This window comes from Pseudochrobactrum kiredjianiae (assembly GCF_030362795.1).
Taxonomy (GTDB): Bacteria; Pseudomonadota; Alphaproteobacteria; order Rhizobiales; family Rhizobiaceae; genus Pseudochrobactrum; species Pseudochrobactrum kiredjianiae.
This window is the reverse complement of record NZ_JAUCBM010000001.1, coordinates 473,598-498,087: the sequence shown is the minus strand read 5'-3', so window position 1 is coordinate 498,087 and position 24,490 is coordinate 473,598. Positions and strand designations below refer to the sequence as shown.

General features: G+C 52.3%; 23 protein-coding genes and 1 tRNA gene. 4 read left to right on the top strand and 20 right to left on the bottom strand.

Annotated features, from left to right (window positions below; all coding sequences use genetic code 11):
- Positions 1-28 precede the first annotated feature (28 nt).
- Entirely contained in the window at positions 29-1,570 is a 1,542-nt protein-coding gene (locus tag QUF18_RS02275; RefSeq protein WP_289384865.1) for a phosphomannomutase/phosphoglucomutase, read from the bottom strand.
- Positions 1,571-1,980: 410 nt separating this feature from the next.
- Between QUF18_RS02275 and QUF18_RS02270 the strand changes: the two genes are divergently transcribed.
- Positions 1,981-2,057, top strand: a tRNA-Pro gene (locus QUF18_RS02270).
- A 287-nt stretch (positions 2,058-2,344) separates the two neighbouring features.
- Positions 2,345-2,923, top strand: coding sequence for a transglycosylase SLT domain-containing protein (locus QUF18_RS02265; protein ID WP_289384863.1), 579 nt, complete (start codon positions 2,345-2,347; stop codon positions 2,921-2,923).
- Between the two features lie 12 nt (positions 2,924-2,935).
- Here QUF18_RS02265 and cysQ read toward each other — a convergent pair whose 3' ends face one another.
- The 3 genes from cysQ to cysD all read right to left on the bottom strand — a co-directional run bounded on the left by cysQ (position 2,936) and on the right by cysD (position 6,758).
- Positions 2,936-3,754 carry a 3'(2'),5'-bisphosphate nucleotidase CysQ gene (gene cysQ / locus QUF18_RS02260; RefSeq protein ID WP_289384860.1) on the bottom strand — a complete coding sequence of 273 codons (819 nt, stop codon included), beginning with the start codon at positions 3,752-3,754 and terminating at the stop codon, positions 2,936-2,938.
- Positions 3,755-3,828: 74 nt separating this feature from the next.
- Positions 3,829-5,778: a sulfate adenylyltransferase subunit CysN gene (gene cysN, locus QUF18_RS02255; RefSeq protein WP_289384859.1), complete on the bottom strand. Its 1,950-nt coding sequence runs from the start codon at positions 5,776-5,778 to the stop codon at positions 3,829-3,831.
- Complete coding sequence (gene cysD, locus QUF18_RS02250; RefSeq protein ID WP_289384857.1) at positions 5,778-6,758, bottom strand: sulfate adenylyltransferase subunit CysD; 981 nt, start codon at positions 6,756-6,758, stop codon at positions 5,778-5,780. Before cysD ends, cysN begins: the two co-directional genes overlap by 1 nt.
- Positions 6,759-7,047: 289 nt before the next feature.
- On the opposite strand from cysD, the gene QUF18_RS02245 reads away from it, so the two are divergent.
- Positions 7,048-8,175 (top strand): NAD(P)/FAD-dependent oxidoreductase, encoded by a 1,128-nt coding sequence (locus QUF18_RS02245; protein WP_289384854.1) that lies wholly within the window; start codon positions 7,048-7,050, stop codon positions 8,173-8,175.
- 91 nt (positions 8,176-8,266) lie between these two features.
- Here QUF18_RS02245 and QUF18_RS02240 read toward each other — a convergent pair whose 3' ends face one another.
- Positions 8,267-8,485 carry a hypothetical protein gene (locus QUF18_RS02240; RefSeq protein ID WP_289384853.1) on the bottom strand — a complete coding sequence of 73 codons (219 nt, stop codon included), beginning with the start codon at positions 8,483-8,485 and terminating at the stop codon, positions 8,267-8,269.
- A gap of 223 nt (positions 8,486-8,708) precedes the next feature.
- The gene (metH, locus tag QUF18_RS02235; protein WP_289384851.1) at positions 8,709-12,464 is read right to left on the bottom strand and encodes a methionine synthase; all 3,756 of its coding nucleotides are present in this window, start codon (positions 12,462-12,464) and stop codon (positions 8,709-8,711) included.
- Positions 12,465-12,811: 347 nt separating this feature from the next.
- Between metH and QUF18_RS02230 the strand changes: the two genes are divergently transcribed.
- On the top strand, positions 12,812-13,270 hold the full coding sequence (locus tag QUF18_RS02230) for a BA14K family protein (protein ID WP_289384849.1): 459 nt from the start codon (positions 12,812-12,814) through the stop codon (positions 13,268-13,270).
- 135 nt (positions 13,271-13,405) lie between these two features.
- Here the strand turns inward: QUF18_RS02230 and QUF18_RS02225 are convergent, their stop codons facing one another.
- The 14 genes from QUF18_RS02225 to rph form a co-directional block, all read right to left on the bottom strand.
- The gene (locus QUF18_RS02225) at positions 13,406-13,651 is read right to left on the bottom strand and encodes a hypothetical protein (protein WP_289384847.1); all 246 of its coding nucleotides are present in this window, start codon (positions 13,649-13,651) and stop codon (positions 13,406-13,408) included.
- 186 nt (positions 13,652-13,837) lie between these two features.
- Positions 13,838-14,131: a Dabb family protein gene (locus QUF18_RS02220; RefSeq protein ID WP_289384844.1), complete on the bottom strand. Its 294-nt coding sequence runs from the start codon at positions 14,129-14,131 to the stop codon at positions 13,838-13,840.
- A 124-nt stretch (positions 14,132-14,255) separates the two neighbouring features.
- Positions 14,256-14,603 (bottom strand): 2Fe-2S iron-sulfur cluster-binding protein, encoded by a 348-nt coding sequence (locus QUF18_RS02215; RefSeq protein ID WP_289384842.1) that lies wholly within the window; start codon positions 14,601-14,603, stop codon positions 14,256-14,258.
- A gap of 254 nt (positions 14,604-14,857) precedes the next feature.
- A complete protein-coding gene (locus QUF18_RS02210; protein WP_289384841.1) occupies positions 14,858-15,397 on the bottom strand; it encodes a DUF934 domain-containing protein in 540 nt (179 codons plus the stop codon).
- Positions 15,394-16,143: a phosphoadenylyl-sulfate reductase gene (locus QUF18_RS02205; protein ID WP_289384839.1), complete on the bottom strand. Its 750-nt coding sequence runs from the start codon at positions 16,141-16,143 to the stop codon at positions 15,394-15,396. Before QUF18_RS02205 ends, QUF18_RS02210 begins: the two co-directional genes overlap by 4 nt.
- The gene (locus tag QUF18_RS02200; RefSeq protein ID WP_289384837.1) at positions 16,133-17,803 is read right to left on the bottom strand and encodes a nitrite/sulfite reductase; all 1,671 of its coding nucleotides are present in this window, start codon (positions 17,801-17,803) and stop codon (positions 16,133-16,135) included. The genes QUF18_RS02205 and QUF18_RS02200 overlap by 11 nt, the downstream gene beginning before the upstream one ends.
- A gap of 34 nt (positions 17,804-17,837) precedes the next feature.
- Positions 17,838-18,137 (bottom strand): DUF2849 domain-containing protein, encoded by a 300-nt coding sequence (locus tag QUF18_RS02195; protein ID WP_113943532.1) that lies wholly within the window; start codon positions 18,135-18,137, stop codon positions 17,838-17,840.
- On the bottom strand, positions 18,137-19,615 hold the full coding sequence (gene cysG / locus QUF18_RS02190; RefSeq protein WP_289384834.1) for a siroheme synthase CysG: 1,479 nt from the start codon (positions 19,613-19,615) through the stop codon (positions 18,137-18,139). Before cysG ends, QUF18_RS02195 begins: the two co-directional genes overlap by 1 nt.
- 125 nt (positions 19,616-19,740) lie before the next feature.
- Positions 19,741-20,115 (bottom strand): YraN family protein, encoded by a 375-nt coding sequence (locus tag QUF18_RS02185; protein WP_289384832.1) that lies wholly within the window; start codon positions 20,113-20,115, stop codon positions 19,741-19,743.
- A complete protein-coding gene (rsmI, locus tag QUF18_RS02180) occupies positions 20,115-21,020 on the bottom strand; it encodes a 16S rRNA (cytidine(1402)-2'-O)-methyltransferase (RefSeq protein WP_289384830.1) in 906 nt (301 codons plus the stop codon). Before rsmI ends, QUF18_RS02185 begins: the two co-directional genes overlap by 1 nt.
- A 19-nt stretch (positions 21,021-21,039) precedes the next feature.
- The gene (gene hemW / locus QUF18_RS02175; protein ID WP_289384829.1) at positions 21,040-22,248 is read right to left on the bottom strand and encodes a radical SAM family heme chaperone HemW; all 1,209 of its coding nucleotides are present in this window, start codon (positions 22,246-22,248) and stop codon (positions 21,040-21,042) included.
- Positions 22,248-22,901 carry an RdgB/HAM1 family non-canonical purine NTP pyrophosphatase gene (gene rdgB, locus QUF18_RS02170; protein ID WP_289384828.1) on the bottom strand — a complete coding sequence of 218 codons (654 nt, stop codon included), beginning with the start codon at positions 22,899-22,901 and terminating at the stop codon, positions 22,248-22,250. Before rdgB ends, hemW begins: the two co-directional genes overlap by 1 nt.
- A gap of 4 nt (positions 22,902-22,905) precedes the next feature.
- Positions 22,906-23,316: a VOC family protein gene (locus QUF18_RS02165; RefSeq protein WP_113943954.1), complete on the bottom strand. Its 411-nt coding sequence runs from the start codon at positions 23,314-23,316 to the stop codon at positions 22,906-22,908.
- A 159-nt stretch (positions 23,317-23,475) separates the two neighbouring features.
- Positions 23,476-24,192: a ribonuclease PH gene (rph, locus tag QUF18_RS02160; RefSeq protein WP_113943537.1), complete on the bottom strand. Its 717-nt coding sequence runs from the start codon at positions 24,190-24,192 to the stop codon at positions 23,476-23,478.
- Positions 24,193-24,490: the final 298 nt, after the last annotated feature.

Genomic DNA, 24,490 nt, shown 5'->3' with positions numbered 1-24,490 from the left:
AATGCCCCCGCCTAAGCTATTCACAAAATTATACAGTGCCCTCAAAATCAGAGAGTTGTCCTGCCTCAAACCGTGCCAAGACATGATTGATTGCGTGTAGCATGGCATTGCGTCGCTCAAGCGAGACCGGACTTTCCGCCACCACCACCAAATCGGGTTTGTTTGAAGATGCGCGGATCAGCCCCCAAGTGCCGTCATCAACCGTAACCCGCACACCATTAATGGTAAGAAGCTCGCTCACGCACTGCCCTGCAAACATCTCACCCGAACTGACTAAATCTGCAAAATAATCCTGTATCCGGCTGATAATTCTGTATTTTTCTTGGTCACAGCAGAAAATATTCAGCGTTGGCGTTGCAAAGCTTTGAGGCAATTGCCGGTTTAATGATGCCAGTGTCTGATCCGGATGCGCTGCCAGCATTTCACAAACCGCGATCGCAGTTGCCAGTCCGTCATCATAGCCCAAGCCCAAAGGCTGGTTCAAAAACACATGGCCTGACTTTTCAAACCCTGCCAATGCATGCGTTTCTCCCATACGCCGCTTGATATAAGAATGGCCGGTTTTCCAATAGTCCACCGTTGCATTATTGGCTTGTAAAACCGGATCTGTGCGAAATAATCCGCTTGATTTCACATCAACGATAAAATGCGCGTCGCGGTGTTGCGTAGAAAATGCCTGCGCCAACAGCAATCCGATACGGTCAGCATAAATAATATTACCTTCATGATCCGCCACACCACAGCGATCCCCATCGCCGTCGAAACCAAAAGCCATATCCGCGCGAAAGAGCTGCACAGCCTCGGTCATTGCTTTTTGCATTGGAGCGGCTTCCGGATCGGGATTATATTTCGGAAAACTCCAATTTGGTGCACAGTCAACCTCGACAACCTCACAACCGATCCTGCGCAAAATCTGAGGTGCGAACAATCCAGCCGTTCCGTTGCCGCAAACCACCACAATTTTTAGCCGACGCTTAAAAAAACGCCCCTTTGTTAAGGCCGATGCATAAAGCTTCTCAATATTATTGACGAAATTATATTGCCCGCCCGTTGCAGGTACGGCCTGTTGTTCGAGCACAATGGCTTTCAGTTCCGCCATATCCTCCGGCCCGAAGGTATAAGGGCGCTCACAGCCCATTTTCACACCCGTCCAGCCATTCTCATTATGCGATGCAGTGACCATCGCAACAGACTGAATATTCAGCGCAAATTGCGCGTAATAAGCCATAGGCGACAGGGCAAGACCAATATCGCAGACATGCGCACCGCCGGAGACCAGCCCTTTGACAAGCGCCGTTTTGACCTCAAAGGAATAGCTGCGCAGATCATGCCCGACAATAATCGCCTGATCATTACCTCGCTGCCGCAGCAAATGTGCCAGCCCTGCTCCGACAGCTTTGATACCGGCGAGATTAATCTCCGGCACACGATCCGATCCCGAAAAACCATACCACCACCGCGTATCATACTCGCGAAAACCTTGCGGAGAGAGCAAAACTGAATCGTCGATCACAGACTCATCCGTGAAATTTGGAAGCAATTGCTTCATATTGATCGCAGTCGATTGCATTATTTGCTCCTGAAAAGAATCAAAGCACATGCATGTCCTGAACGGATTGATCTCCGAACGGCTGAAATTCACTCAAAATCACATTTACAGTTATGAACTGAGCATAAGATCGGGAATTTCTTTTTGCCAAGCGATATTTTGTAAAAAACGAAGAAATCCAATAAATTTTAATCTGAAAATTTAGATATTAAATAATTGATTATATTGATTTATTTATAAATTCATAATCAAGATCATTATATGAAAACTGTATTAAATAGGTTCAGTTTTCGCTCAAATCCGGGCCTTCGCACCCAGAGTTAGACCGGCAAAAAGGGCTGAAAAATCAATAATGAACAGTTGTTTTGTTTTTTTTGCATAATTCGCTTGCAGCGAGCAAAATGCACAGCTATAAGCCGCCTCACGGTCAACGGAGCGTAGCGCAGCCTGGTAGCGCACCTGATTTGGGATCAGGGGGTCGGAGGTTCGAATCCTCTCGCTCCGACCATCACACCGCAAGCGGTGATTTAAAATTCTCTTTACAATTCAATATTATAAACGTGTATGATTTTTCATCGCACGTTATTTTTGTTTTTAAAAATCAAACACACTTTAACCCGCGATTAACTACGCCAGCAAACTTAACGCTCCAAAACCCGATTGCACCACATTTTATCAAAAGTCTTCGCGTTATGCTTTTCAGCATTATCGCTTTGTCGTTCTGTGGCGCTTTCTTGCCGCATAACGGGAGATTTCATTTCGTCTGAGAGATTGCCTGCCTGAAAGATCGCCTAAATGAAAAAAATCATTCTTATTTTTGCTGTTCTTCTAGCTGGTTGCGCCTCGGCGCCAAAATCAGTCAACAATGCCTGTGCGATTTTTGATCAGCGCGACGGCTGGGTGAATAACTGGCACAAAGATGCCAAAAAGGCAGAACGGGATTTCGGCGTGCCGATCCCGATTATGATGGCGACGATTTACACAGAATCAAGTTTCCAGCCTTATGCACGGCCACCACGCACCAAATTGCTCGGCTTTATCCCGTGGAAGCGCCAGTCCTCAGCCTATGGCTATTCTCAGGCGCTGGACGGCACATGGGCGCGTTATACGCGTGAAACCGGACGCTTTGGTGCAAGCCGCACCAATTTTGGCGATGCCATCCATTTTGTCGGCTGGTATCACAAACAGAGCAATATCAGTAACGGCATTTCGCTGAACGATCCGTATAATCTGTATCTGGCTTATTATTCCGGCCATGGCGGCTATGCAAAAGGCAGCTGGCGCGGCAATGCGATGGTGCAGCGTGCCGCCCGCAAAGCCACCAACATCTCCCAGCGCTATGCAGCACAAATGCGTAGCTGCGGTCGCCTGTAGTCAAAAAACGACTCAGGCTGGTTCCGCCCCGCCATAGGCGATAAAAAACGGATTGGCATAATCGCTTTCAGGCTGCTGGTTCCGCTTGCCATAGGTCAGCGGCTGATTATCCAGTGTCAGGGTCTTACCGCCTGCCGCGCGCAATACCGCATCACCGGCCGCTGTATCCCACTCCATTGTCCGGCTGAAACGCGGATAGACATCCGCCTTCCCCGCCGCAAGTAAACAGAATTTCAAGGACGAACCAACACTCACGCAAGAGACAATGGCCTGTTCGCGCAAATACGTATCTGTTTCAGGCGTATTGTGTGAACGACTGGCCACAGCGGTTTTCTGCTCGCCGCATTCCCGCACGATCAAGCGGGTTTCTGCCACCAGTGCATCCGAGCGCACATCATACTGCCATGCACCGGCTGGTGATCCGCAATATAGCTTGGCGCTGACCGGCGCATAAACCACGCCGCTGACCGGCACACCATTCTCAATCAAAGCTATATTGACGGTGAAGTCGCCATTGCGCAGCACGAATTCTTTGGTGCCATCCAGAGGATCAACGAGGAAAAAACGCTCGCGGATTTCAACGGGGCCGTCACCAGCCGCCATTTCCTCTTCTGCCACCACGGAAACCTCCGGCAGAAATGCACGCAACTGTTTCAGAATAATAGCTTCCGCCACATGGTCTGCCTCGCTGACAGGCGATGCATCCGGCTTCAGACTGATCTCACAACCTGTCTCATAAAACCGCATAATTGCATGGCCGGCATCCAGTGCTGCCTGCTGCATCACTGCCATCAGAGTATCTGTGGCAAGTGATGTCTTTTCCGTTGTCATTGCGATGTTCCTCTCACCCGTTCAGGGTGACATATAACATTTTTCATCAGTAAGAAACACCGCGCTCGACAGCGTTAAATCGACCAGCCCTCATCGACCAGACTATAAATCAGCCCACGCTGATTGAGATAATGCTCTATTTGGTCGGCAAGATCATCCACACTCGCCGTCTCTCCCCGCAGGTGCAGTTCCGGTGCTACCGGCCGCTCATAAGGTGCATCAATACCAGTAAAATCCCGAATTTCACCGGCGCGGGCTTTAGCATAAAGACCCTTCACATCTCTCGCCTCACAGACCTCCAGAGGCGTATCGACAAAGATTTCAATGAAATCAAAATCACCGGCAAGATGGCGTCCCAGAGCGCGATCCTGCGCCAGTGGTGCAATCACTGACACCAGCACGATCAATCCCGCATCCAGCATCAGCCGCGATGTTTCAGCCACACGCCGGATATTCTCGTTGCGTTCTTCTGCGGAGAAACCCAGATCGCTGTTGAGGCCATGGCGCAGATTATCGCCATCGAGAATGAATGTATGTTTCCCCGCCAGATGCAACCGCTGCTCCAGCACGGTTGCCAAGGCTGACTTACCGGAGCCGGACAGGCCGGTGAACCATAACAGTGCCGGTTTCTGATATTTTTGTGCCGCCCGCTCTGTTGGTGTGACTTTTGCCGCCTGCACATGAATATGCGAGGCTTTACGCAATGAATGATCGATCAATCCGGCTGCAACGGTTGCATTGGTCAGACGATCAATCAGAATGAAAGAACCGGTTGCTCGGTTCTGTCCGTAAGGATCAAAGGCCAGTGGTGCGGAAAGCTGCAAAGCCACCTGACCGATTTCATTCATCTGCAATTGCTCCGCAGGTTCCTGCGCAAATTGCTTGTCTGTATTTTCAATATCAATCCGGTAATTGAGCGTCGTCACCGTTACGCTCACCTGATCTGTCTGACTGCGCAGCCAATATTGCCGCCCTGCCCGCAACGGCTCCTGTGCAAACCACACCAGTTTGGCTGCCAGACGATCACTCACCTGCGGGCGCGATTGCGGATGCGCCAGCATATCACCGCGGGAGATATCGCGCTCGTCTTCCAGAACCAGCGTCACGGCCTGTCCGGCCTGTGCCGTTTCCAGCTCGCCGTCAGCTGTCACAATATAGCGGATAGCAGAACTTACACCGGAACGGGCAACAGTGATTTCATCACCGACGTTAATCTTGCCAGATGCAATCGTGCCTGCGAAGCCGCGAAAATCTGCATGGGGGCGGCTGACATATTGCACAGGAAAGCGAAAATCCGGTTCCGCAGCATCCGCATTGTCTGTCGCCACATTCTCCAGCCATTCCAACAATGCTGGCCCCTGATACCATGGCATATTCTCTGAAGCTGTGCGGATATTATCACCAAAACGTGCAGATACCGGAATAGCCTGAATAGTACTGAAACCAAGAGCTCGCGCAAAGGACTGATAATCCTGCACAATCCGGTTGAAGACACCCTCATCATATCCAGCCAAATCAATCTTGTTCACTGCCAGCACAATGTGACGGATGCCTAACAGCGCGGCGATAAAACTATGCCGGCGTGTCTGCTCCAGTAGCCCTTTGCGGGCATCGACCAGCACAATGGCGAGGTCTGCGGTTGAAGCCCCTGTCACCATATTGCGGGTATATTGCAGATGCCCCGGCGTATCGGCAACGATAAAGCGGCGCTTCGGCGTTGCAAAAAACCGGTAGGCCACATCAATGGTAATACCTTGTTCGCGCTCTGCCTCCAGCCCGTCCACCAGCAGCGCAAAATCAATATCCTCGCCTGCTGTGCCATGGTTACGGCTGTCCTGATGCAGTTGTGATATCTGATCTTCAAACAGGGTTTTGGCGTCATAGAGCAAACGCCCGATGAGGGTGGATTTTCCGTCATCGACAGAGCCGCAGGTGAGAAAACGCAAATGCGATTTATGCTCCTGCGCCTCCAGATAATCCGAGATTATTGTTTCCGGCTGTTCACGGGTCAGTGTCTCCGTCATCAGAAATATCCTTCCCGTTTTTTCTTCTCCATGGAGCCGGCTTCATCGCGGTCGATCAGCCGCCCCTGCCGTTCCGATGTGCGCGTCAGCAGCATTTCTTCCAAAATTTGCGGCAGTGTTTGCGCCTGCGATTCAATCGCTGCCGTCAGCGGATAACAGCCCAGCGTCCTGAACCGCACCATACGGGTTTCAATCGTCTCGCCATACCGCAATTGCAGACGATCATCATCAGCGAGAATGAGCATATTATCGCGCTCAACCACCGGACGGGGCGCCGCAAAATACAGCGGTACAATCGGGATATTTTCCTGATGGATGTAATGCCAGATATCGGCTTCCGTCCAGTTGGACAGCGGAAATACGCGGATCGACTCGCCCGTCTGAATACGCGTATTATAGATATTCCACATTTCAGGGCGTTGGTTTTTCGGATCCCAGCTATGGGTCGCATTGCGGAAGGAAAAGACCCGCTCCTTGGCGCGGGATTTCTCCTCATCCCGCCGTGCGCCGCCAAAGGCAGCATCAAAGCCGTATTTATCCAATGCCTGTTTCAGGGCTTGTGTTTTCAGCACATCCGTATGCACATTTGATCCGTGAATAAACGGATTGATACCGGCCTCAACGCCTTGGCTATTAATATGCACCCGCAGATCGAGCTTATAGGCTTTGGCCTGCGCATCGCGAAAAGCAATCATTTCCTTGAATTTCCACGTCGTATCGACATGCAGAAACGGAAAGGGCGGCGGTGCCGGATAGAAGGCCTTGCGCGCCAGATGCAGCATCACACTTGAATCTTTACCGACAGAATAAAGCATGACCGGCTTTGCAAAACTGGCCGCCACCTCCCGAAAAATGTGGATAGCCTCTGCCTCCAATCTTTGCAGATGGGTCAGCGGTGCAACAGACCGGCCGAAATGCGGGCTAGTCTGACGGTCAGAGGTTAGCGGTACAAGATCCGCCACATGCAGTGCAAGGCTCATACTCAATTCCGTATTTTGTCCGGCACTTCATTCCACTCAGAGAAACGCTGTTCCGGCGATGATACATGCCCATCATCATGCCCAAAGACTGTACCAGTGAGAAAGGATGATATGGTGAAGTTTGCCTGCGAATGTGATTTTCATTGCGCAAGGCGTTGTCTGCGTGGAATGCCGTTCCGCAATCGATTTCAAGATGGTTCTGAGAGATTGCCTGCGAACGCTTTGATCTTGCACTCTGTCCCTTCGTCAGCATATCCTCCGCCGATAAAAATCAGAGGGTAGAGCGGGAATGGAAAAGACAGCTTGTGTAGTTGCCGGAGCCGGTGTGGTTGGTCTGGCAATTGCCCGCGAAATGGCAATGCGCGGTTTTGAAACACTCGTCCTTGAAGCCGAACATATGATCGGCACGCAGACGTCGTCTCGTAATTCCGAAGTCATCCATGCCGGCATCTATTACGAACCGGATAGTCTGAAAGCCCGTTTTTGCGTTGAAGGCAAAGAGCGCCTTTATGCCTATGCCGCAGCACAGGGCATACCGCATAAACGCTGCGGCAAGTTGATTGTCGCGACCTCTGAAGCGCAACATGCCGCACTGGATAAAATTGTGACGCGTGCAACGGCCTGCGGTGTGCATGATCTGCAACGTCTGAGTGCAGCAGAGGCTCAGGTACTGGAACCCGCTATCCGATGCACTGCGGCTTTATTTTCCCCCTCCACCGGCATTATCGACAGTCATACTCTGATGCTGAGCCTGCAGGGAGACGCGGAAAATCACGGTGCGGCGGTTGCTTTCAACACCGCAATTCTGCGTGTTGAGCATAATGCAGACGGTTTTTCCATTTCAACCCGCGACCGTGAGAGCGGCGAGGAATTTACACTGCTTGCCGAACGCTTCATCAATGCTGCAGGTATTGGTGCGCAAGCCATCGCCGCCACGATCAACAGACTGGCACCGCAGCACATACCAGCACAATATCTTGCCAAGGGCAATTATTTCTCAGCACTTGGCAAAACCCCGTTCTCGCATCTGATTTATCCGGTGCCGGAAGATGGCGGACTGGGCGTTCATCTGACGCTTGATCTCAACGGGCAGATGCGCTTCGGCCCTGATGTCGAATGGCTCGGCAAAGAGACATCACCCGCCAATCTCGATTATTGCGTTGATCCGCAACGCGGCGATAGTTTTTACGCTGCAATCCGCAGCTATTGGCCGGACTTACCGGATAATGCCTTGCAGGCCACCTATAGCGGCATCCGCCCTAAACTGAGCGGCAAAGGCGAGACAGCAGCCGATTTTTATATTTCCGGCAGCGACGATCACGGTATCCCGGGACTGGTCAATCTGTTTGGTATTGAGAGTCCGGGACTGACATCGAGCCTTGCCATTGCTGCTTATGTGAACACGCTCATCAAATGAAAAAGGCATAAATACCTTGATGGTATTTATGCCTTATATCTCAGAATATTCCCTCGCCGGACGGGAACTCCGGCTTGGCACGCATCTCAGATTATTTTTTAGCGTGCTTAGGAGCAGCCTTCTTCACAGTGTGCTTGGAAGTCTTGTGCATGCCGGTTGACTTAGCTTTCACAGTTTTGTGGGCAGCAACTTTCTTTGCAGCCGGAGCGTGGGTCTGCACAGCAGCAGTTTTATGTGCAACAGGAGCTGCCTGAGCAACCACTGGAGCAATCATACCAAGAGCAGCAATTGCGATAATCAAGCGTTTCATAATGAGTGACCTTTTAAGCTGCAGACATCGGCATCCTGTCGAAACTACTCAACAATATTTATGCCGGTGAATCTGGTGCAATCCATTGATTGCGCGCTGTGAATATCGCGCAGTCAACCTGAACGGCACCTGAACAAGTTTTGTAAATATACGCAACAAATTGCGAGCCAGATGTTTTTATAAGATCACACGCCAAAACCGCTTCACACTTTTGGGAAGGGCTTTAGTCCTGCGGAATGTAATTGAGAATAGGGCCGAGCCAGCGCTCTACATCCGCAACCGGCATAGCCTTGCGGGCGGCATAATCCTCCACCTGATCGCGCTCTACCTTAGCCACGCCGAAATAATAGCTGTCAGGATGCGAGAGATAGAGACCTGAAACCGAAGAACCGGGCCACATCGCATAGCTCTCTGTCAGCTCAACGCCGATCGTTGCTGTGGCATCCAGCAAACGGAACAGAGTGGTTTTTTCCGTATGATCCGGCTGCGCCGGATAGCCTGGTGCCGGACGGATACCTGCATAAGGCTCACCCACCAATTGATCCGGTGTGAAGGTCTCATCCGCACCATAGCCCCAGAACTCTTTGCGCACCCGCTCATGCATAGCTTCGGCAAAAGCTTCCGCAAAACGATCGGCCAGTGCCTTAACAAGAATGGAGGAGTAATCATCATTGGCGCGTTCAAAGCGCTCGGCAATCGCGACTTCCTCAATCCCCGCAGTGACAACGAAACCACCGATATAATCAGCCTTACCGCTATCCTTTGGTGCAACGAAATCCGACAGTGCCACATTCGGACGGCCGTCACGCTTCGATAATTGCTGGCGCAGAGTGTAGAATGTATCCGTATGCTCCTGACGGCTGTCATCCTTATAGAGATGAATATCATCGCCAACCACATTGGCCGGCCAGAAGCCAATAACCGCACGCGGTGCAAACCATTTCTCGTCAATGATCTTCTTCAGCATAGCCTGCGCATCTTCATAAAGCTGGCGAGCGGCAGGGCCTTGTTTTTCATCATCGAGAATGGCAGGGAATCGACCTTTCAGCTCCCATGTCTGGAAGAATGGTGTCCAGTCAATATAGCGTGCCAGTTCGGCCAGATCATAGGTTTCAAAGACCTTGGTGCCGAGGAAAGAAGGCGCAGGCGGGGTGTAATTACTCCAATCGAGCTTCTGTGCATTTTCACGGGCACGGGCAAGCGGCAGGCGTTTCTTCTCTGCCTCACTGCGCTCATGGGCAGCTGTGACCTTGGCATATTCCGCACGAATATCGGCCACATAACCATCTTTTTGCTCAGGTGACAGCAGTTGTGATACAACCCCCACCGCGCGACTGGCATCCAGCACATAGACAGTCTGGCCGCGCTGATATTTCGGATGGATTTTGACCGCCGTATGCACGCGGCTGGTGGTGGCACCACCGATCAGCAATGGCAGATCAAAGCCTTCACGCTCCATTTCAGCAGCCACATGCACCATCTCATCAAGCGACGGCGTGATAAGACCGGACAGACCGATAATGTCGACTTTCTCATCTTTGGCGACCTGCAAAATCTTGGCAGCAGGCACCATCACACCGAGATCGATGATTTCATAATTATTGCAGGCCAGCACGACACCAACAATATTCTTGCCAATATCATGCACATCGCCTTTGACCGTCGCCATCAGGATTTTACCGGCACTCTGACGTGCTTCACCGCCATTCAGGCGCTTTTCCTCTTCCATGAATGGCAGCAGCACAGCGACAGCCTGTTTCATCACACGGGCAGATTTCACCACCTGCGGCAGGAACATTTTTCCCGAGCCGAACAGATCACCCACAACATTCATACCGGCCATCAAAGGACCTTCGATGACATGCAGCGGACGCTCAGCGCTTTGGCGGGCTTCTTCCGTATCGGCCTCAATATATTCGGTAATACCATTGACCAGCGCATGTTCAATACGCTTTTCAACGCTCCATTCGCGCCAGCTGAGATCTTTTTCTTTGGCTTCTTTGCCTGCCGCACCGCGATAACGCTCGGCGATCTCCAACAGGCGCTCTGTCGCATCCTCACGGCGGTTCAGCACCACATCTTCGCAGGCTTCACGCAGGTCCGGATCAATCGATTCATAAACCGCCAGCTGACCGGCATTGACGATCCCCATATCCATGCCAACCTGAATGGCATGATAGAGAAACACCGCATGCATCGCCTCACGCACCGGCTCATTACCGCGGAACGAGAAGGACAGATTAGAGACGCCACCTGAAATATGCACATGCGGCAAGGTTTCAATGATTTCTTTGGTCGCATCGATGAAATCATTGCCGTAATTATTATGCTCTTCGATCCCTGTTGCCACCGCAAAAACATTCGGATCAAAGATGATATCTTCCGGCGGGAAACCAACCTGCTCGGTGAGGATTTTATAGGCGCGGGTACAAATCTCGACCTTACGCTCTTTCGTATCAGCCTGCCCTACCTCATCAAACGCCATCACCACCACGGCGGCACCATAGGCGCGCACCAGTTTAGCATGATGAATGAAAGCCTCCTCGCCTTCTTTCATCGAGATGGAATTGACTAACGGCTTGCCCTGCACACATTTCAGACCGGCTTCGATCACATCCCATTTGGAACTGTCAATCATCACCGGAACACGGGCAATATCCGGCTCGGCGGCAACCAGATTGAGATACTCAACCATCACTTTCTGGCTGTCGATCAGACCTTCATCCATATTGATGTCGATGATCTGCGCACCATTGTTCACCTGATCGCGGGCAACATCCAGCGCCGTAGTGTAATCTCCGGCGGTAATCAGTTTTTTGAACCGCGCAGAACCGGTGACATTGGTACGCTCGCCGACATTCACAAAAGGAATGTCCTTCGTCAGCGTAAACGGCTCAAGACCGCTCAGGCGCATCAACGGGGCCAGCTTTACCGGCTTGCGCGGCTCATATTTGCCTGTGGCTTCCGCGATTGCCGTAATATGTTCCGGTGTCGAACCACAGCAGCCGCCGACCACATTGACCAGCCCTTCACGGGCAAAATCTTCCATCTGCGCGGCCATAACGTCAGGCGTTTCATCATAACGGCCAAACTCATTCGGCAGACCGGCATTCGGATAAGCACAGACAAATGTATCCGCCACGCTTGAGATTTCCGCCAGATGCGCGCGCATCGCATTGGCACCGAGCGCACAGTTGAGACCAATAGTGAACGGACGCGCATGGCGCAGCGAATACCAGAAAGCCGTCGGCGTCTGGCCGGAGAGTGTGCGGCCGGAAAGATCGGTGATGGTGCCGGAAATCATCAGCGGCAGGCGGATGCCTTTTTCCGCAAAAACCTGCTCACAAGCAAACACGGCAGCCTTTGCATTCAGCGTATCAAAGATAGTCTCAATCAGAATAATATCCGAGCCACCATCGACCAGACCATTGATCTGCTCGGCATAGGCAATGCGCAGATCATCAAATGTCACGGCGCGAAAACCCGGATTATTCACATCCGGTGACAAAGATGCGGTACGGTTTGTCGGCCCCAAAGCACCGGCAACAAAGCGGCGGCGACCGTCCTTTTGCTGCGCGCGCAAAGCTGCGCGGCGTGCCAGACGCGCACCGTCACGGTTCAGCTCATAAACCGCCTCTTCCATGCTGTAATCAGCTTGTGCAATGGACGTGGAAGAGAATGTGTTGGTCTCAAGAATATCCGCACCGGCCATGGCATAGGCATAATGAATTTCTTCAATTGCCTGCGGTTGGGTCAGGGTCAAAAGGTCATTATTACCCTGCAAATGACATTCACAACCGGCAAAACGCTCACCACGAAAATGCTCTTCATGAAAGCCCAAACCCTGAATCTGCGTGCCCATAGCACCGTCAAGAATCAGGATACGTTCCCGTGCTGCTTTTTGCAGGGCAGCAAGCACTTCGGAACCATCCGGTCTGCCTGCGACCGGTCCGAAAAGATTGTCAAAAGAAGTGCTCATCCGATACCTGCCTATCACACAATATGTCAGTCACTATGCCGCTCAAATCCATTATTCGAGTTGATGACATAAACATATCTTTATGTCAAACAAAGCGATCGATCTTTTATAATATCAGCCGTTCACCAAATCCATTCCAGCATTTACGATCTGTGAAGCCGTCCGGCACAAATTCGCTGCAATTCCTGCGTTCTTTCAGTCATAGTCAAACAGACGATTTTTACGGGTATCGCCGGAATAATTACAGTCATGCAGCGTTCATCTCATGAAGAGTAACATTGTTATATGCATGCCATAAAAGCCGCATCGCTTTTTATGCACTGCGCTTTGATCTGAGGAGAAACAAAATGAGAAGAATGATTTCTTATTTTACTGCGGCGCTGACAGCGCTGACTATGAGCATACTGTCCTTTGGTAGTGCTGCACAGGCTCAGCCTGCGGCAGTTACACACAATGCTATATTACAGGATATGACTGCAACCGGACAGGGACTGAGCCGGAATGTGCAATATTATCCGGAGCGTCGCCATTACCGTGAAAGACGGCATTACGACCGTCGCTATGACCGGCCGCGCCACTGGAACGGCCCGCGTTACCGGCCGCAATACAGACCTTATTATCAGCCCCAGTTCCGCTATTACCGTCCTGCACCGCCACGCCATTACCGTCCGGCACCGGTCTACCGCTCAGGCCGCAACGGTCATATCAACTGGTGCTATAACCGCTACCGCTCTTACCGCGCATCGGACAATACATTTCAGCCGAATTACGGTCCGCGTCGCCAATGCTATTCGCCTTATACCTGAGGCATAAAGCTGCCTGAAAACAAAAAACGCCGCCCCTGAAGGCGGCGTTTTAGAGCATAATTCTTATGTGTTAGAGCGCCCTTTGTGTGCCAAGCCTGGCATACGGCGCTCCATTAGGTAAATTCACAGATACGATCAGGTTACATAGGCACCGATTGAAGCAGCAACCAGCCCGATCGCCACTGCGATCAGCGCACCGTAAACGCGCGGCTTGTCCAGCAAGACAGCAAATGCTGAAAACCATGCGACCACTGCCGCACCAAGTGCGAACAAGAAGCCAGGCTTGTCATAAACCACAAGATTTACGGTCATCAGGGCACCAATAATCAGTGCGCCGAAAACGATCATCATGCCCATGGCATATTTTTCATAATCGTCCATATGCATTTCCTATGTATCAGCCCGTCAGGGCTCTAAAGCAGCTATTAACACAGCCTGCAAAGTAATAACGGCACCACTATGCCTGACTTGTCATCATTTCAAAGTCAGACAATCACTTTTAACGGAAATCTTCAACCACTGATGCTAAGGAATATCAGCAATCACACTGCTTTTCAGGGGATTATTTCAGACAACAGTTGATGTGAAATCAGCGGAATAGCGCATTTCGCGCAACGGACGCACCGCCTGCGTCGTCGCATCATAGGTCGGATGCGCCTTGAAAGCCGCCAATGCAGCCTCATCACGGAACTCTCCATAGACAACCAGATCAATCCGGTCGCACATCGGATCAACCTTGCTATTGGCCACAACTTCAAAACATTCTGAATGGGGAATCGTCGCCAAAGCCCGTAACCGGCGGCATACATCCTCTACGTCCTGATCTTCTTTGACGCTGAAAAATACAATATGCCGTATCACGAGCTTTTCCTAATCCATAAAATCACTCAAGGAGGCTGGTAAAGCCTCCTCTTCACAAATTCTGTCTATCACGGAGAGTGCGGAAAAGTCATCTTCAAATCAGACCAAAGACATCACTTTCAATTCAGGCTGCTTCGCGGTCAGCCTCAGTGCCCGGAGCCAAGGTGACTTCCAGACCATTGAGTTCCTCTGTCATGATAATCTGACAGGACAGGCGTGAATTATCTTCGACATGGAATGTCTGATCGAGCTGATCCAGCTCTTCATCCTGCGGCTCAAAGAGCTTACCCGCCCATTCCGGCGTAACGTAGACATGACAGGTTCCGCAGGCACAGGCGCCGCCGCATTCTGCTTTAATATTCAGCCCCCAGTCACGGATGACTTCCATAACACGAAAGCCTTCGAGAGCCTCAAGCGTATGGCGCTCACCTTTTTGATCGGTAACATGAATGAGAAGCGTATCAGAACTCACAACAATGCCTTTTGAGTATCGCAGACGTGGGGTGATATTAGAGCGTTTCCAACTAATACTGAATCACTAGAACCGCTCTATCTCTTTGTTTTTACGCGCATCTCATTCCGAAAACCGCTTCGCACTTTTCGGGATGCGCTTTATGGTAGATAATGTTTTCGACACATAAAACAAGCTTTATTCCTGTTTCCCTATGCCGATACCGTGAATTGGTACAGGCAGCCAGCCTTCAGACAGGAATAAGAACCTCTTGTTTAAAAACCCTGCCGTCGACGCCAGCTATAACCTGCCAGTCCCTGCTCTGCACCATGGATACCACCGGCAACAGGCTGATAATAAACACCTGTATCGTGCAATTCGCCGGCAAGCAGACGTTTTAAAGTCCGTGCGTCGCTGATCTGTAGCGTGTCAAAACCGGATCGCAGCATAGCACTCACCTGATCAATATGTACGGCACCCGATGCTCTGATCTCGCCCGTAAATTCATAATGCGACCTCAGGCGTGCAGCCTTGGAAAAAGAACGCCCGTCATTGAAAGCCGGAAAGTCCAGCACGAGCAGGTCAATATGCGCCAAATCACCCAGCAGGTTGTCGAGCGCCTCACCAGCCTCAACGCATACACCGATCCGGATATTGCTGGTGCGCAGGCGCTCGCGACTGATCTGTGGCCACAGTTGAAGCGGCACGATCACCGCATCATGGCCGGTGATTTCCTCAACACTCTCAACATGCACAAAACCATCATCCGTCAGGCCGGAACGTGACCAGAGTGCCGGTAAAATTGTCTCAGTCATAGCTCTGCTCCCTTTGCCTTATCCTTTTGCAAATGCTGTTCGAGACCACCCAGATGAATACCACATTCGGTTTTACCTGAACCTGTCCAGCGCCCTGCCCGCTGATCTTCACCATCACCGACCGGTCGTGTGCAGGGCATACAGCCTATGGAACGATAGCCCTGCTCCACCAGCGGATGCGGCGGTAAATGATGGGACGCGCGATAGGCCTCCAGCTGCTCTGCATTCCAGTCTCGCATAGGATTGATGCGGATATGCTCTCCTACTGCCTCGAAAGCAGGCAAACCGTTGCGCGTCGCTGCCTGAAACTGCTTGCGTCCTGTGAACCATGCCTGAAATGGCGCAATGCCCTGTGCGAGTGGTTGAACTTTGCGTAAATCGCAGCAGCGGTCTTTATCCGTCAGGCACAGAGCGCCCAGCGGATCATGGGCTTTCAAAGCGCCCGCGTCCGGCAGCAAATCACGGACATCTGTCAGCCCCAGTTCCTGCACCAATTGCGTCTGATAACGCAATGTTGCCGGAAAATGCTTATTGGTTTGCAAAAACAACACCGGAAGCGACGGCTGTATCTGCGCAATCAAATGCAGCAAGATTGCAGAATCCGCACCGAAAGAAGACACGGCAGCCAGCCCTGCGCCAAACTCTTTAACGGCCACTGCGATAATCGCCTCGGCACTTGCATCGCCGTAAAGGTAATTCAGGCGTTGCGCCCTGTCTGCTGTGGTCTCAGTCAGATCAGGCTGCATGTACAGCCTCCCCGTAGAGTGCTGTCTTGAACGGCTGCGCACCTAAACGCCGGTAGGTTTCGAGAAAACTTTCGTGCGGTGCGCTGCGTATACTCAGATAGGTATTCACCACTGTTTCAATAGCATCTACCACGGTTTCAGAAGAAAATCCGCGACCGGTAATATCGCCGATGGATGTCTGTTCATCGCCGGAACCGCCGAGCGTTATCTGATACAGTTCTTCGCCTTTTTTCTCCACGCCGAGAATACCGATATGACCGACATGATGATGACCGCAGGCATTAATGCAGCCGGAGATTTTGATCTTCAGATCACCGATTTCCTCCTGCCGCGCCTGCGAGCCAAAGCGCTCGGAAATACGCTGTGCGACAGGAATGGAGCGGGCATTAGCCAAAGCGCAATAGTCCAGTCCGGGGCAGGCAATAATATCGGTAATCAGCCCTGCATTGGCCGTGGCAAGTCCGGCCTGCTGCAATTGTGCATGAAGTGCAGGCAAATCGGCCAGCGCCACATGCGGCAGCACCAGATTTTGCTCATGGCTGACGCGGATTTCACTTTGCGAAAAGCGTTCAGCCAGATCGGCCACAATATCCATCTGATCGGCTGACGCATCGCCCGGAATTTCTCCGATGGCTTTGAGCGAGATTGTCACCACACCATAATCAGGGTGCTTATGCGCCGTCACATTGCGGGAAAACCAAGAAGCAAAAGCCGCATCAATTTTACGCGTTACCGCAACAAACCCGTGTCCCTCTGCCCGTTCAGGCAATCGGGGCGCTGCAAAATAGGCGTTAATAGCGGCAATATCAGCTTCAGGCAATTTCAGATCACTATCTTTAATCACCTGCCATTCGGCCTCAATCTGCGCCTGCAAATCCTCCAATCCGGTTTCATGGACGAGGATTTTGATACGTGCCTTATATTTATTGTCACGGCGACCATGGAGGTTATACACCCGCACAATAGCGGTGATATAGGTCAGCAAATCCGCTTCCGGCAGAAAATCGCGTACCTTTTTGGCAATCATCGGCGTGCGTCCCTGCCCGCCGCCGATATAGACTGCAAAGCCACGCTGTCCCTGTTCGTTTTCTTTGAGATGCAGACCGATATCATGCACCTGAATGGCCGCACGGTCGGCCTCTGCACCAGTGACCGCAATTTTGAATTTGCGCGGCAGGTAAGAGAACTCGGGATGCAGTGATGACCATTGCCGCAAAATCTCGGCATAGGGGCGCGGATCGGCGACTTCATCCCGTGCCGCACCGGCGAAATGATCGGCAGTCACATTACGGATGCAATTGCCGGAGGTTTGAATGGCGTGCATCTCCACCTCGGCCAGTTCCTCCAGAATGGCGGGAATATCGGTGAGTTTCGGCCAGTTAAATTGCAAGTTCTGCCGCGTTGTAAAGTGCCCGTAGCCACGATCATAGACGCGGGCAATATGCGCCAGCTTATGCATCTGACGCGACGACAAAGTGCCATAAGGAATAGCAATACGCAGCATATAGGCATGGAGCTGCAAATAGACGCCATTCATCAAACGCAGCGGTTTGAAGTGATCCTCACTCAACTCCCCGCTCAGACGACGCGACACCTGATCGCGAAATTGCTCCACACGGGCGAAAACAAATTCGCGGTCAAACTCATCATACCGGTACATTACAGCCCCTCCCGACAGGCATCATTTTAACAGTTCAACCCGCTACAGAATGCAGCCGTACAACAGGTGTGATTGTAGGGCCTGACAGCCGGATGCGTTCGCGCAAGCGAACAGGGAAAAGCTCAACACCGCGCTCTTCGACCTCGATCAGATTGATATCCACCACTTCGTCAAAACGGCTGGCCTGTTTTCCGGCAGCTTCCAATGCCGCCACAGCTTCAGGATGACGCGCGAGCAATGCACCGCGAATGGAGCTGGCCCAATGGCCATCCGCAGCAAGCCAGACCGAAACACCGTCGCTCAGACGATTGGCACTCAGGACTTTGACCGTCATTATGCTTTCTCCTTTTCACCAACCTGCAAGACATGCAGTGCCGGTGTCATTGTCTGTTGATTGGCAAGTGGGCGGGCACCTTCAAGTGAGGCACCGGCAACCGCATCGCCGATAATCACCATGACCGGCCCTTGCAGCTCTTTATGATTTTCCAACTGTGCCAGATCTTTTAAGTGGCCGTGCAGCATTACACGCTCTGTGCGTCCGGCATTTTCTACCACCGCCACTGCCGTATCCTCATGCAGACCGGCAGCGGTCAAACGGTGAGCCACCGATGCGGCAACGCTTGCACCCATGTAAACAGCAATGGTTGCACCACTGAGCGCAAGCCGCGCCCAATCCGGCAGGATGACTCCCGCCATATCGTGACCGGTGGTGAAAATCAGGGAGGATGCAACACCACGTAACGTCAACGGCAACTGCATATCGGCGGCGGCAGCTATGGCTGAGGTAATGCCGGGCACAATCTCGAAGCTGACACCGGCTGCGCGCAACGCCGCCATTTCTTCACCGGCACGGCCAAAGACCAGCGGATCGCCGGATTTCAGCCGCACCACACGCTGCCCGTCTTGGGCAAGCTCAACCAGCAACTGATTGATCTCGTCCTGACTTTTGCTGTGGCAGCCTTTGCGCTTTCCCACCGGAATAAGCACCGCATCGCGTCTGCCCATGGCAACCACGCTCTCCGGCACCAGCGCATCATAGAGGATCACATCTGCCTGCATCAGCACACGTTGCGCACGCAAGGTCAGCAGGTCTTCTGCTCCGGGTCCTGCGCCAACCAGCCAGACATAACCGGAAGGGATATTCACCTCAGTCAGAGCCTGATCAGCCAGTTCTCGTGCAAGGCTCAGATCGCCACGCTCAACCGCATGCGCGACAGCACCATTGAAGAATACATCCCAGAACTGGCGTCGCGTCGCCCCTTTCGGCAACGTGCTTTCCACCTTGTTGCGATAGTCAGCCGCCAATTGTGCCAGCGCTCCGGTTTGCGGAGATAAAGCTGCACCGATTTCGCGCCGCAGTTTCTGCGCCAGTACCGGCCCCGCACCTTCTGTGCCGATTGCCACCGCAACCGGCGCATGAGCAACCAGTGCCGGTGTGAAAAAATCACACAGATGCGGCCTGTCGACGACATTGACCGGAATATGCCGCGCTTTTATCTGGCCTGCGATTTTTGCGTCTTGTGCGGCATCGCCGGTTGCGACAAAAGCCAATTTTACCTGAGAGAAATCATTGTCCTGCAATGCTCCGGTGCGCAAACTATAGGCACCGTCCAGCACAAACTGCACCAGATTTGGCTCTGGCGCCTCACCTTCCGGCACAACAATACGGATTTGCGCTGTGGTTTCCGCAATCAAACGTGCCTTGTTCAGCGCTTCTTCACCACCGCCGACAATCAGCACTGCCGCGCTGTCGACGCGGAAAAAAGCCGGAAAAGCCGTTAATCTGGTTGGGCGAGCTGTCACAATCAGCACCTTTCAAAGGGTGGTTAAAGATTGTGTCCAGTATCGCGTATTCTGCGACAGCTTATAAGCAACAGGCTTGTGCGCTTGAGCGTTGCACCGCATCGCTTTTTCGCGTTTTACAAATTTCGTGAAATTTAGTTCCGGAAACTGACAGCTGCCGGTATATGCACCGGCCAGCGGCGTGGCAGCACTGCAATCAGGTCAAACCGCAAAGACAGCTTGTGATAATCCGGCTGACGGGCAAGCCAGTGGTCGGCAGCCGCTTCAATCCGCGACAGGCTCATAGAGCTGACCGCCTCCATTGCCGCCTCAACGGAGGTGCGTGCTTTCACCTCAACAATCAGCACCAGACTGCCGCGTCTGGCAATCAGATCAATTTCGCCAAAGCGGGTTTTATAACGCCGCTCGACAATGCGAAAGCCTTTGAGCATCAGAGCAAAAGCGGCCAACCGCTCTGCCCATATCCCGCGAGAAAATGCCTGCTGCTTTTTCTCATGGGAAATCTTCATTATTTCTGAGCCTTTAATGTCATCAAACGCTGATACAGCTCACCTTTTGGTTTACCGGTCATGCGCGAGGCTTCACCGGCAGCTTTGGAAGGCTGCAATTCCTGTGCAAGAGAAAGCAACAGAGCATCAATATCCTGCTCGGTCACCGGCACGGAATTTTGCAATGGCGCACCGACCAACAAAACCACCTCACCGCGAATACGGTCTTCACCGTCATATTGCTCGCACAATTCACCCAAAGTCGAAGTTGAGAAAGTCTCATAGGCTTTGGTCAGTTCGCGGCACAGAGCGGCAGGGCGATCCGCCCCGAAAACGACTGCCATATCCTGCAAAGTATCCGAAGCACGGTTGGGCGATTCAAAAAAGATCAGCGTCGTATCAATGGTCTTATAGGTTTCAAGCTTGTTGCGGCGCTGTCCCTGTTTGGACGGCAAAAATCCGCAAAACATGAAACTGTCAGTCGGCAGGCCGGAGGCCATCAAAGCCGCCATCACCGCAGAGGCACCGGGCACCGGCACTACTTTATAACCGGCATTACGGGTTTCCTCGACCAGACGATAGCCCGGATCGGAAACCAGCGGTGTACCGGCGTCAGACACCAGTGCCACGCTTTTGCCGGATGCCAAAGCTTCGAGAATTTTCGGGCCGGCTTCAGCAGCATTATGCTCGTGATAGGCCATCGGGCGGCGCGCAATAGCAAAACGGTTGAGCAATACACGGGTCACGCGCGTATCCTCGCAGGCCAGCACATCACTCGACGCCAGCACTTCCAGCGCCCGCAAAGTTATATCACCCAGATTACCAATCGGCGTGGCGACAATATAGAGCGCAGGCTCAATCGGGCGGGCGCGAAATTGATTTTCGCCCACTACATAGCTGCGTGTTTCCAGTAGATTGTCTTCCACAACATATCCTTATCAAAATTCAGGCAGTCAGTTCCGCAACCAGCGTATTGAGCAGCAAAGCACCGTCCGGTGTTGCACGCAGGAAATTACCGTCCAGCACTTGCAGAAAATTCTGCTCCTGCAACGAAGCAAGCCGCTCCGGTTTCAAACCATGGCCGGTCAGTTTCTGATAGCGGTTAAGATCAACGCCCTCTTTCAGACGCAACCCCATCATTAGAAACTCGTCGCCTTCCTGCTCGGGCGTCAGATATTCTTCTTCGATAATACCATGGCCGGAAGATTCCACTTTATCCACCCATGTTTCCGGATGTTTCTCGGTCATCGTAACAGTGCGCGCACCGTTTTCGCGAAAACGACCATGGGCACCGGGGCCAATGCCGACATATTCGCCATAGCGCCAATAGACCAGATTATGCTGGGACTCACGTCCCTTCACCGCATGGTTGGAAATCTCATAGGCAGGCAGTCCGAGTTCGCTCGTGACCCGCTGGGTTTCTTCATAGAGCGCCGCCGCATGATCAGGATCAGGCGTGGTCAGTTTACCCGCCTTCCAGAGATTATAGAACTGCGTGCCTTCTTCAATCGTCAGCTGATAGAGCGACAAATGATCAGCAGCGAGTGCTACAGCCTCACGCAGTTCCGCATTCCAGTCGGCAATGCTCTGGTCTGGGCGGGCATAAATCAGATCGAAGGATAAGCGCGGGAAAATCTCACGTGCCAGACCAATTGCTACTTTCGCTTCAGCCACGGAGTGCAACCGGCCGAGCCGCTTGAGGTCACGGTCATTCAGCGCCTGCACGCCGAGCGATACGCGATTGACACCGGCAGCGCGGTATCCGCGAAAACGGTCTGCTTCCACACTGGTCGGATTGGCTTCCAATGACACTTCAATATCATCCGCCACAGACCAGTATTTGGCGATACCATCCAGCAAAGCACCGACAGTCTGCGGCTGCATCAGCGAAGGTGTGCCGCCGCCAAGAAAAATACTGGTCACTGTGCGCGGGCCGGTGCGCTCACGCAAAGTCGCCATCTCGCGCAAAAAACTCTGCGCGAAACGCGGCTGATCAACCGGCTGATGCCGCACATGCGAATTGAAATCGCAATAAGGGCACTTCGCCATGCAAAACGGCCAATGCAGATAAATGCCAAAAGCATGATCCCCGTCTGTCTGCAAAATAGGCAGCGGACGTGCGGTCTCTGAAGCGGCAGCAGACAGGGACTGCATTATTTCACATCCACAGGTGCGAACTTCGCTTCAGCAAAGAGTTTGAAAGCGCGTGCGCGATGCGACAAGGCTTGCGCATCGCCCGGCTTCCAGCCATGTTTTTCCGTTGCAGTCATTTCACCGAATGTCTTGTCATAACCGTCCGGCAGGAACAGCGGGTCAAAACCAAAGCCGTCATTGCCGCGTGGCGTTACAATCTGGCCTTCCACTTCACCGCGGTAATATTCAGCATGACCATCCGGCCAGCACAGGCAAATCACGGAGACAAAACGGCCTTTGCGCTGTTCCGGCTGCAATGCGCCTGCGGCTGCAAGCTTATCAATCACTTTGCCCATCGCCATATTGAAATCGCGGCTGCCATCCGGCAGTTCCGCCCAATTGGCGGTATAAACACCAGGCTCACCACCCAGCGCATCCACCATCATGCCGGAATCATCCGAGAGAGCCGGCAGACCAGTTGCTTCAGCCGCAGCAAAAGCTTTGATATAAGCATTTTGCTCAAAGGTTGTGCCGGTTTCATCCGGCTCAGGCAGACCAAGCTGACCGGCAGACTGGGTATCAAAACCGAAAGGTCCGATCAGATCCGCAAACTCTTTCAGCTTGCCTGCATTGTGACTTGCAACAACCAGTTTGCCTTTGTTCAGCTCTCTCATCAGTTTATCCATTATTCCATAATTTGGGTTCAGCGAATTCCAGTGAATTACCGGAAGGGTCGCGGATGTAAAGGGAGCGCGCGCCATTCGGCCAGTCAAATTCACGCTCAATCTCTATGCCATGCTTCGCAAAATGCTGTTTCCACTCCGCGATCTGCTCACGGCTGGCGGCAAAACACATATGGCCTGCACCGGTCGTACCATGGGTCGGGATCGGCAACGCGCCTTCCGGTGCCGGTTTTACGGTTTCTTTTGCATCAAAAACCAGCAAAATCCCTGTACCGCAGCGGAAAAAAGCATTGCGATGATTATGCGGTAAAGCCAGCTCCAGCCCCAGAATATCGCGGTAGAACTGCACAGCCTCTTCGATATCGCGCACATAGAGCGCAGATTCAAGTATCTGTGTTGGTTTCAATTGTCCGGTTTGCATAATGAATGCCCTTTCAATAATCATGAACACGAAAACTGTCTCCCCTTATAACAGGTTCGAAATCAGTTTCCGCTCACGATCGGGTGAATTATCCAATAAAATAATTGGATAATTCATTTTGCATTCCGGCCAGCTCCAGCTGATTTAAGAAACAGCCATTTTCTGCAGGTCAACCAGACGCTTAATACCATTGCGTGCCAGCAGCATCAGAGAAGCAAATTCTTCATCCGAGAATGGCTCACCTTCAGCAGTGCCCTGCACTTCCACAATACCGCCGCGACCGGTCATCACGAAATTCGCATCGGTCTGCGCTGTTGAATCCTCCGGATAATCGAGATCGATCACCGGTGTGCCTTCATAAATACCGCAAGAAATAGCAGCAACATGGTCTTTAAGAACCTTGTCGACTTTGACCATCTGGCGGGCTTCCATCCAGCGCAGGCAATCATGCAGAGCAACCCAGCCACCGGTAATGGCCGCAGTGCGTGTACCGCCATCGGCCTGAATAACATCGCAGTCAACAGTGATCTGATATTCACCCAGTGCCTGCATATCAACAACGGCACGAAGGGAACGGCCGATCAAACGCTGAATTTCCTGTGTGCGGCCACCCTGCTTGCCCGAGGCGGCTTCACGGCGCATACGATCGCCGGTCGAGCGTGGCAGCATGCCATATTCCGCAGTGACCCAACCTTTGCCGCTATTGCGCATCCAGCCCGGAACCTTTTCTTCAAGGCTCGCGGTGCACAGCACATGAGTATCGCCGAATTTGACGAGGCAGGAGCCTTCCGCATGTTTGGAAATGCCGCGTTCAAAAGAGATTGCACGCATTTCGTCCGGAGCGCGTTTGGATGGACGCATGGATTTTCCTTTTAAAACAATGCCGCCCAAAAAACTTACGGCAGCCTGATTATAATCTGATGACACCTTTGAAAGGCATTTGTTTTGCTTCTAGAGCAGTTTCAGGAAAAGTGGAACCGCCTTCGCGGGGAAAATAGTTCGCCGGACTATTTCCCTACCCCGCTACGATCCGTCCGAAACTGCGTCAAGCAAAGAGACAGAGTGGTTTTAAAATAAACCACTCTGTACTGAAGTGGCGAAATTTAAAGGAAAATCGGCGACTAAACACGCAAACAACCGATCCTGCCCTTTGCCCCCG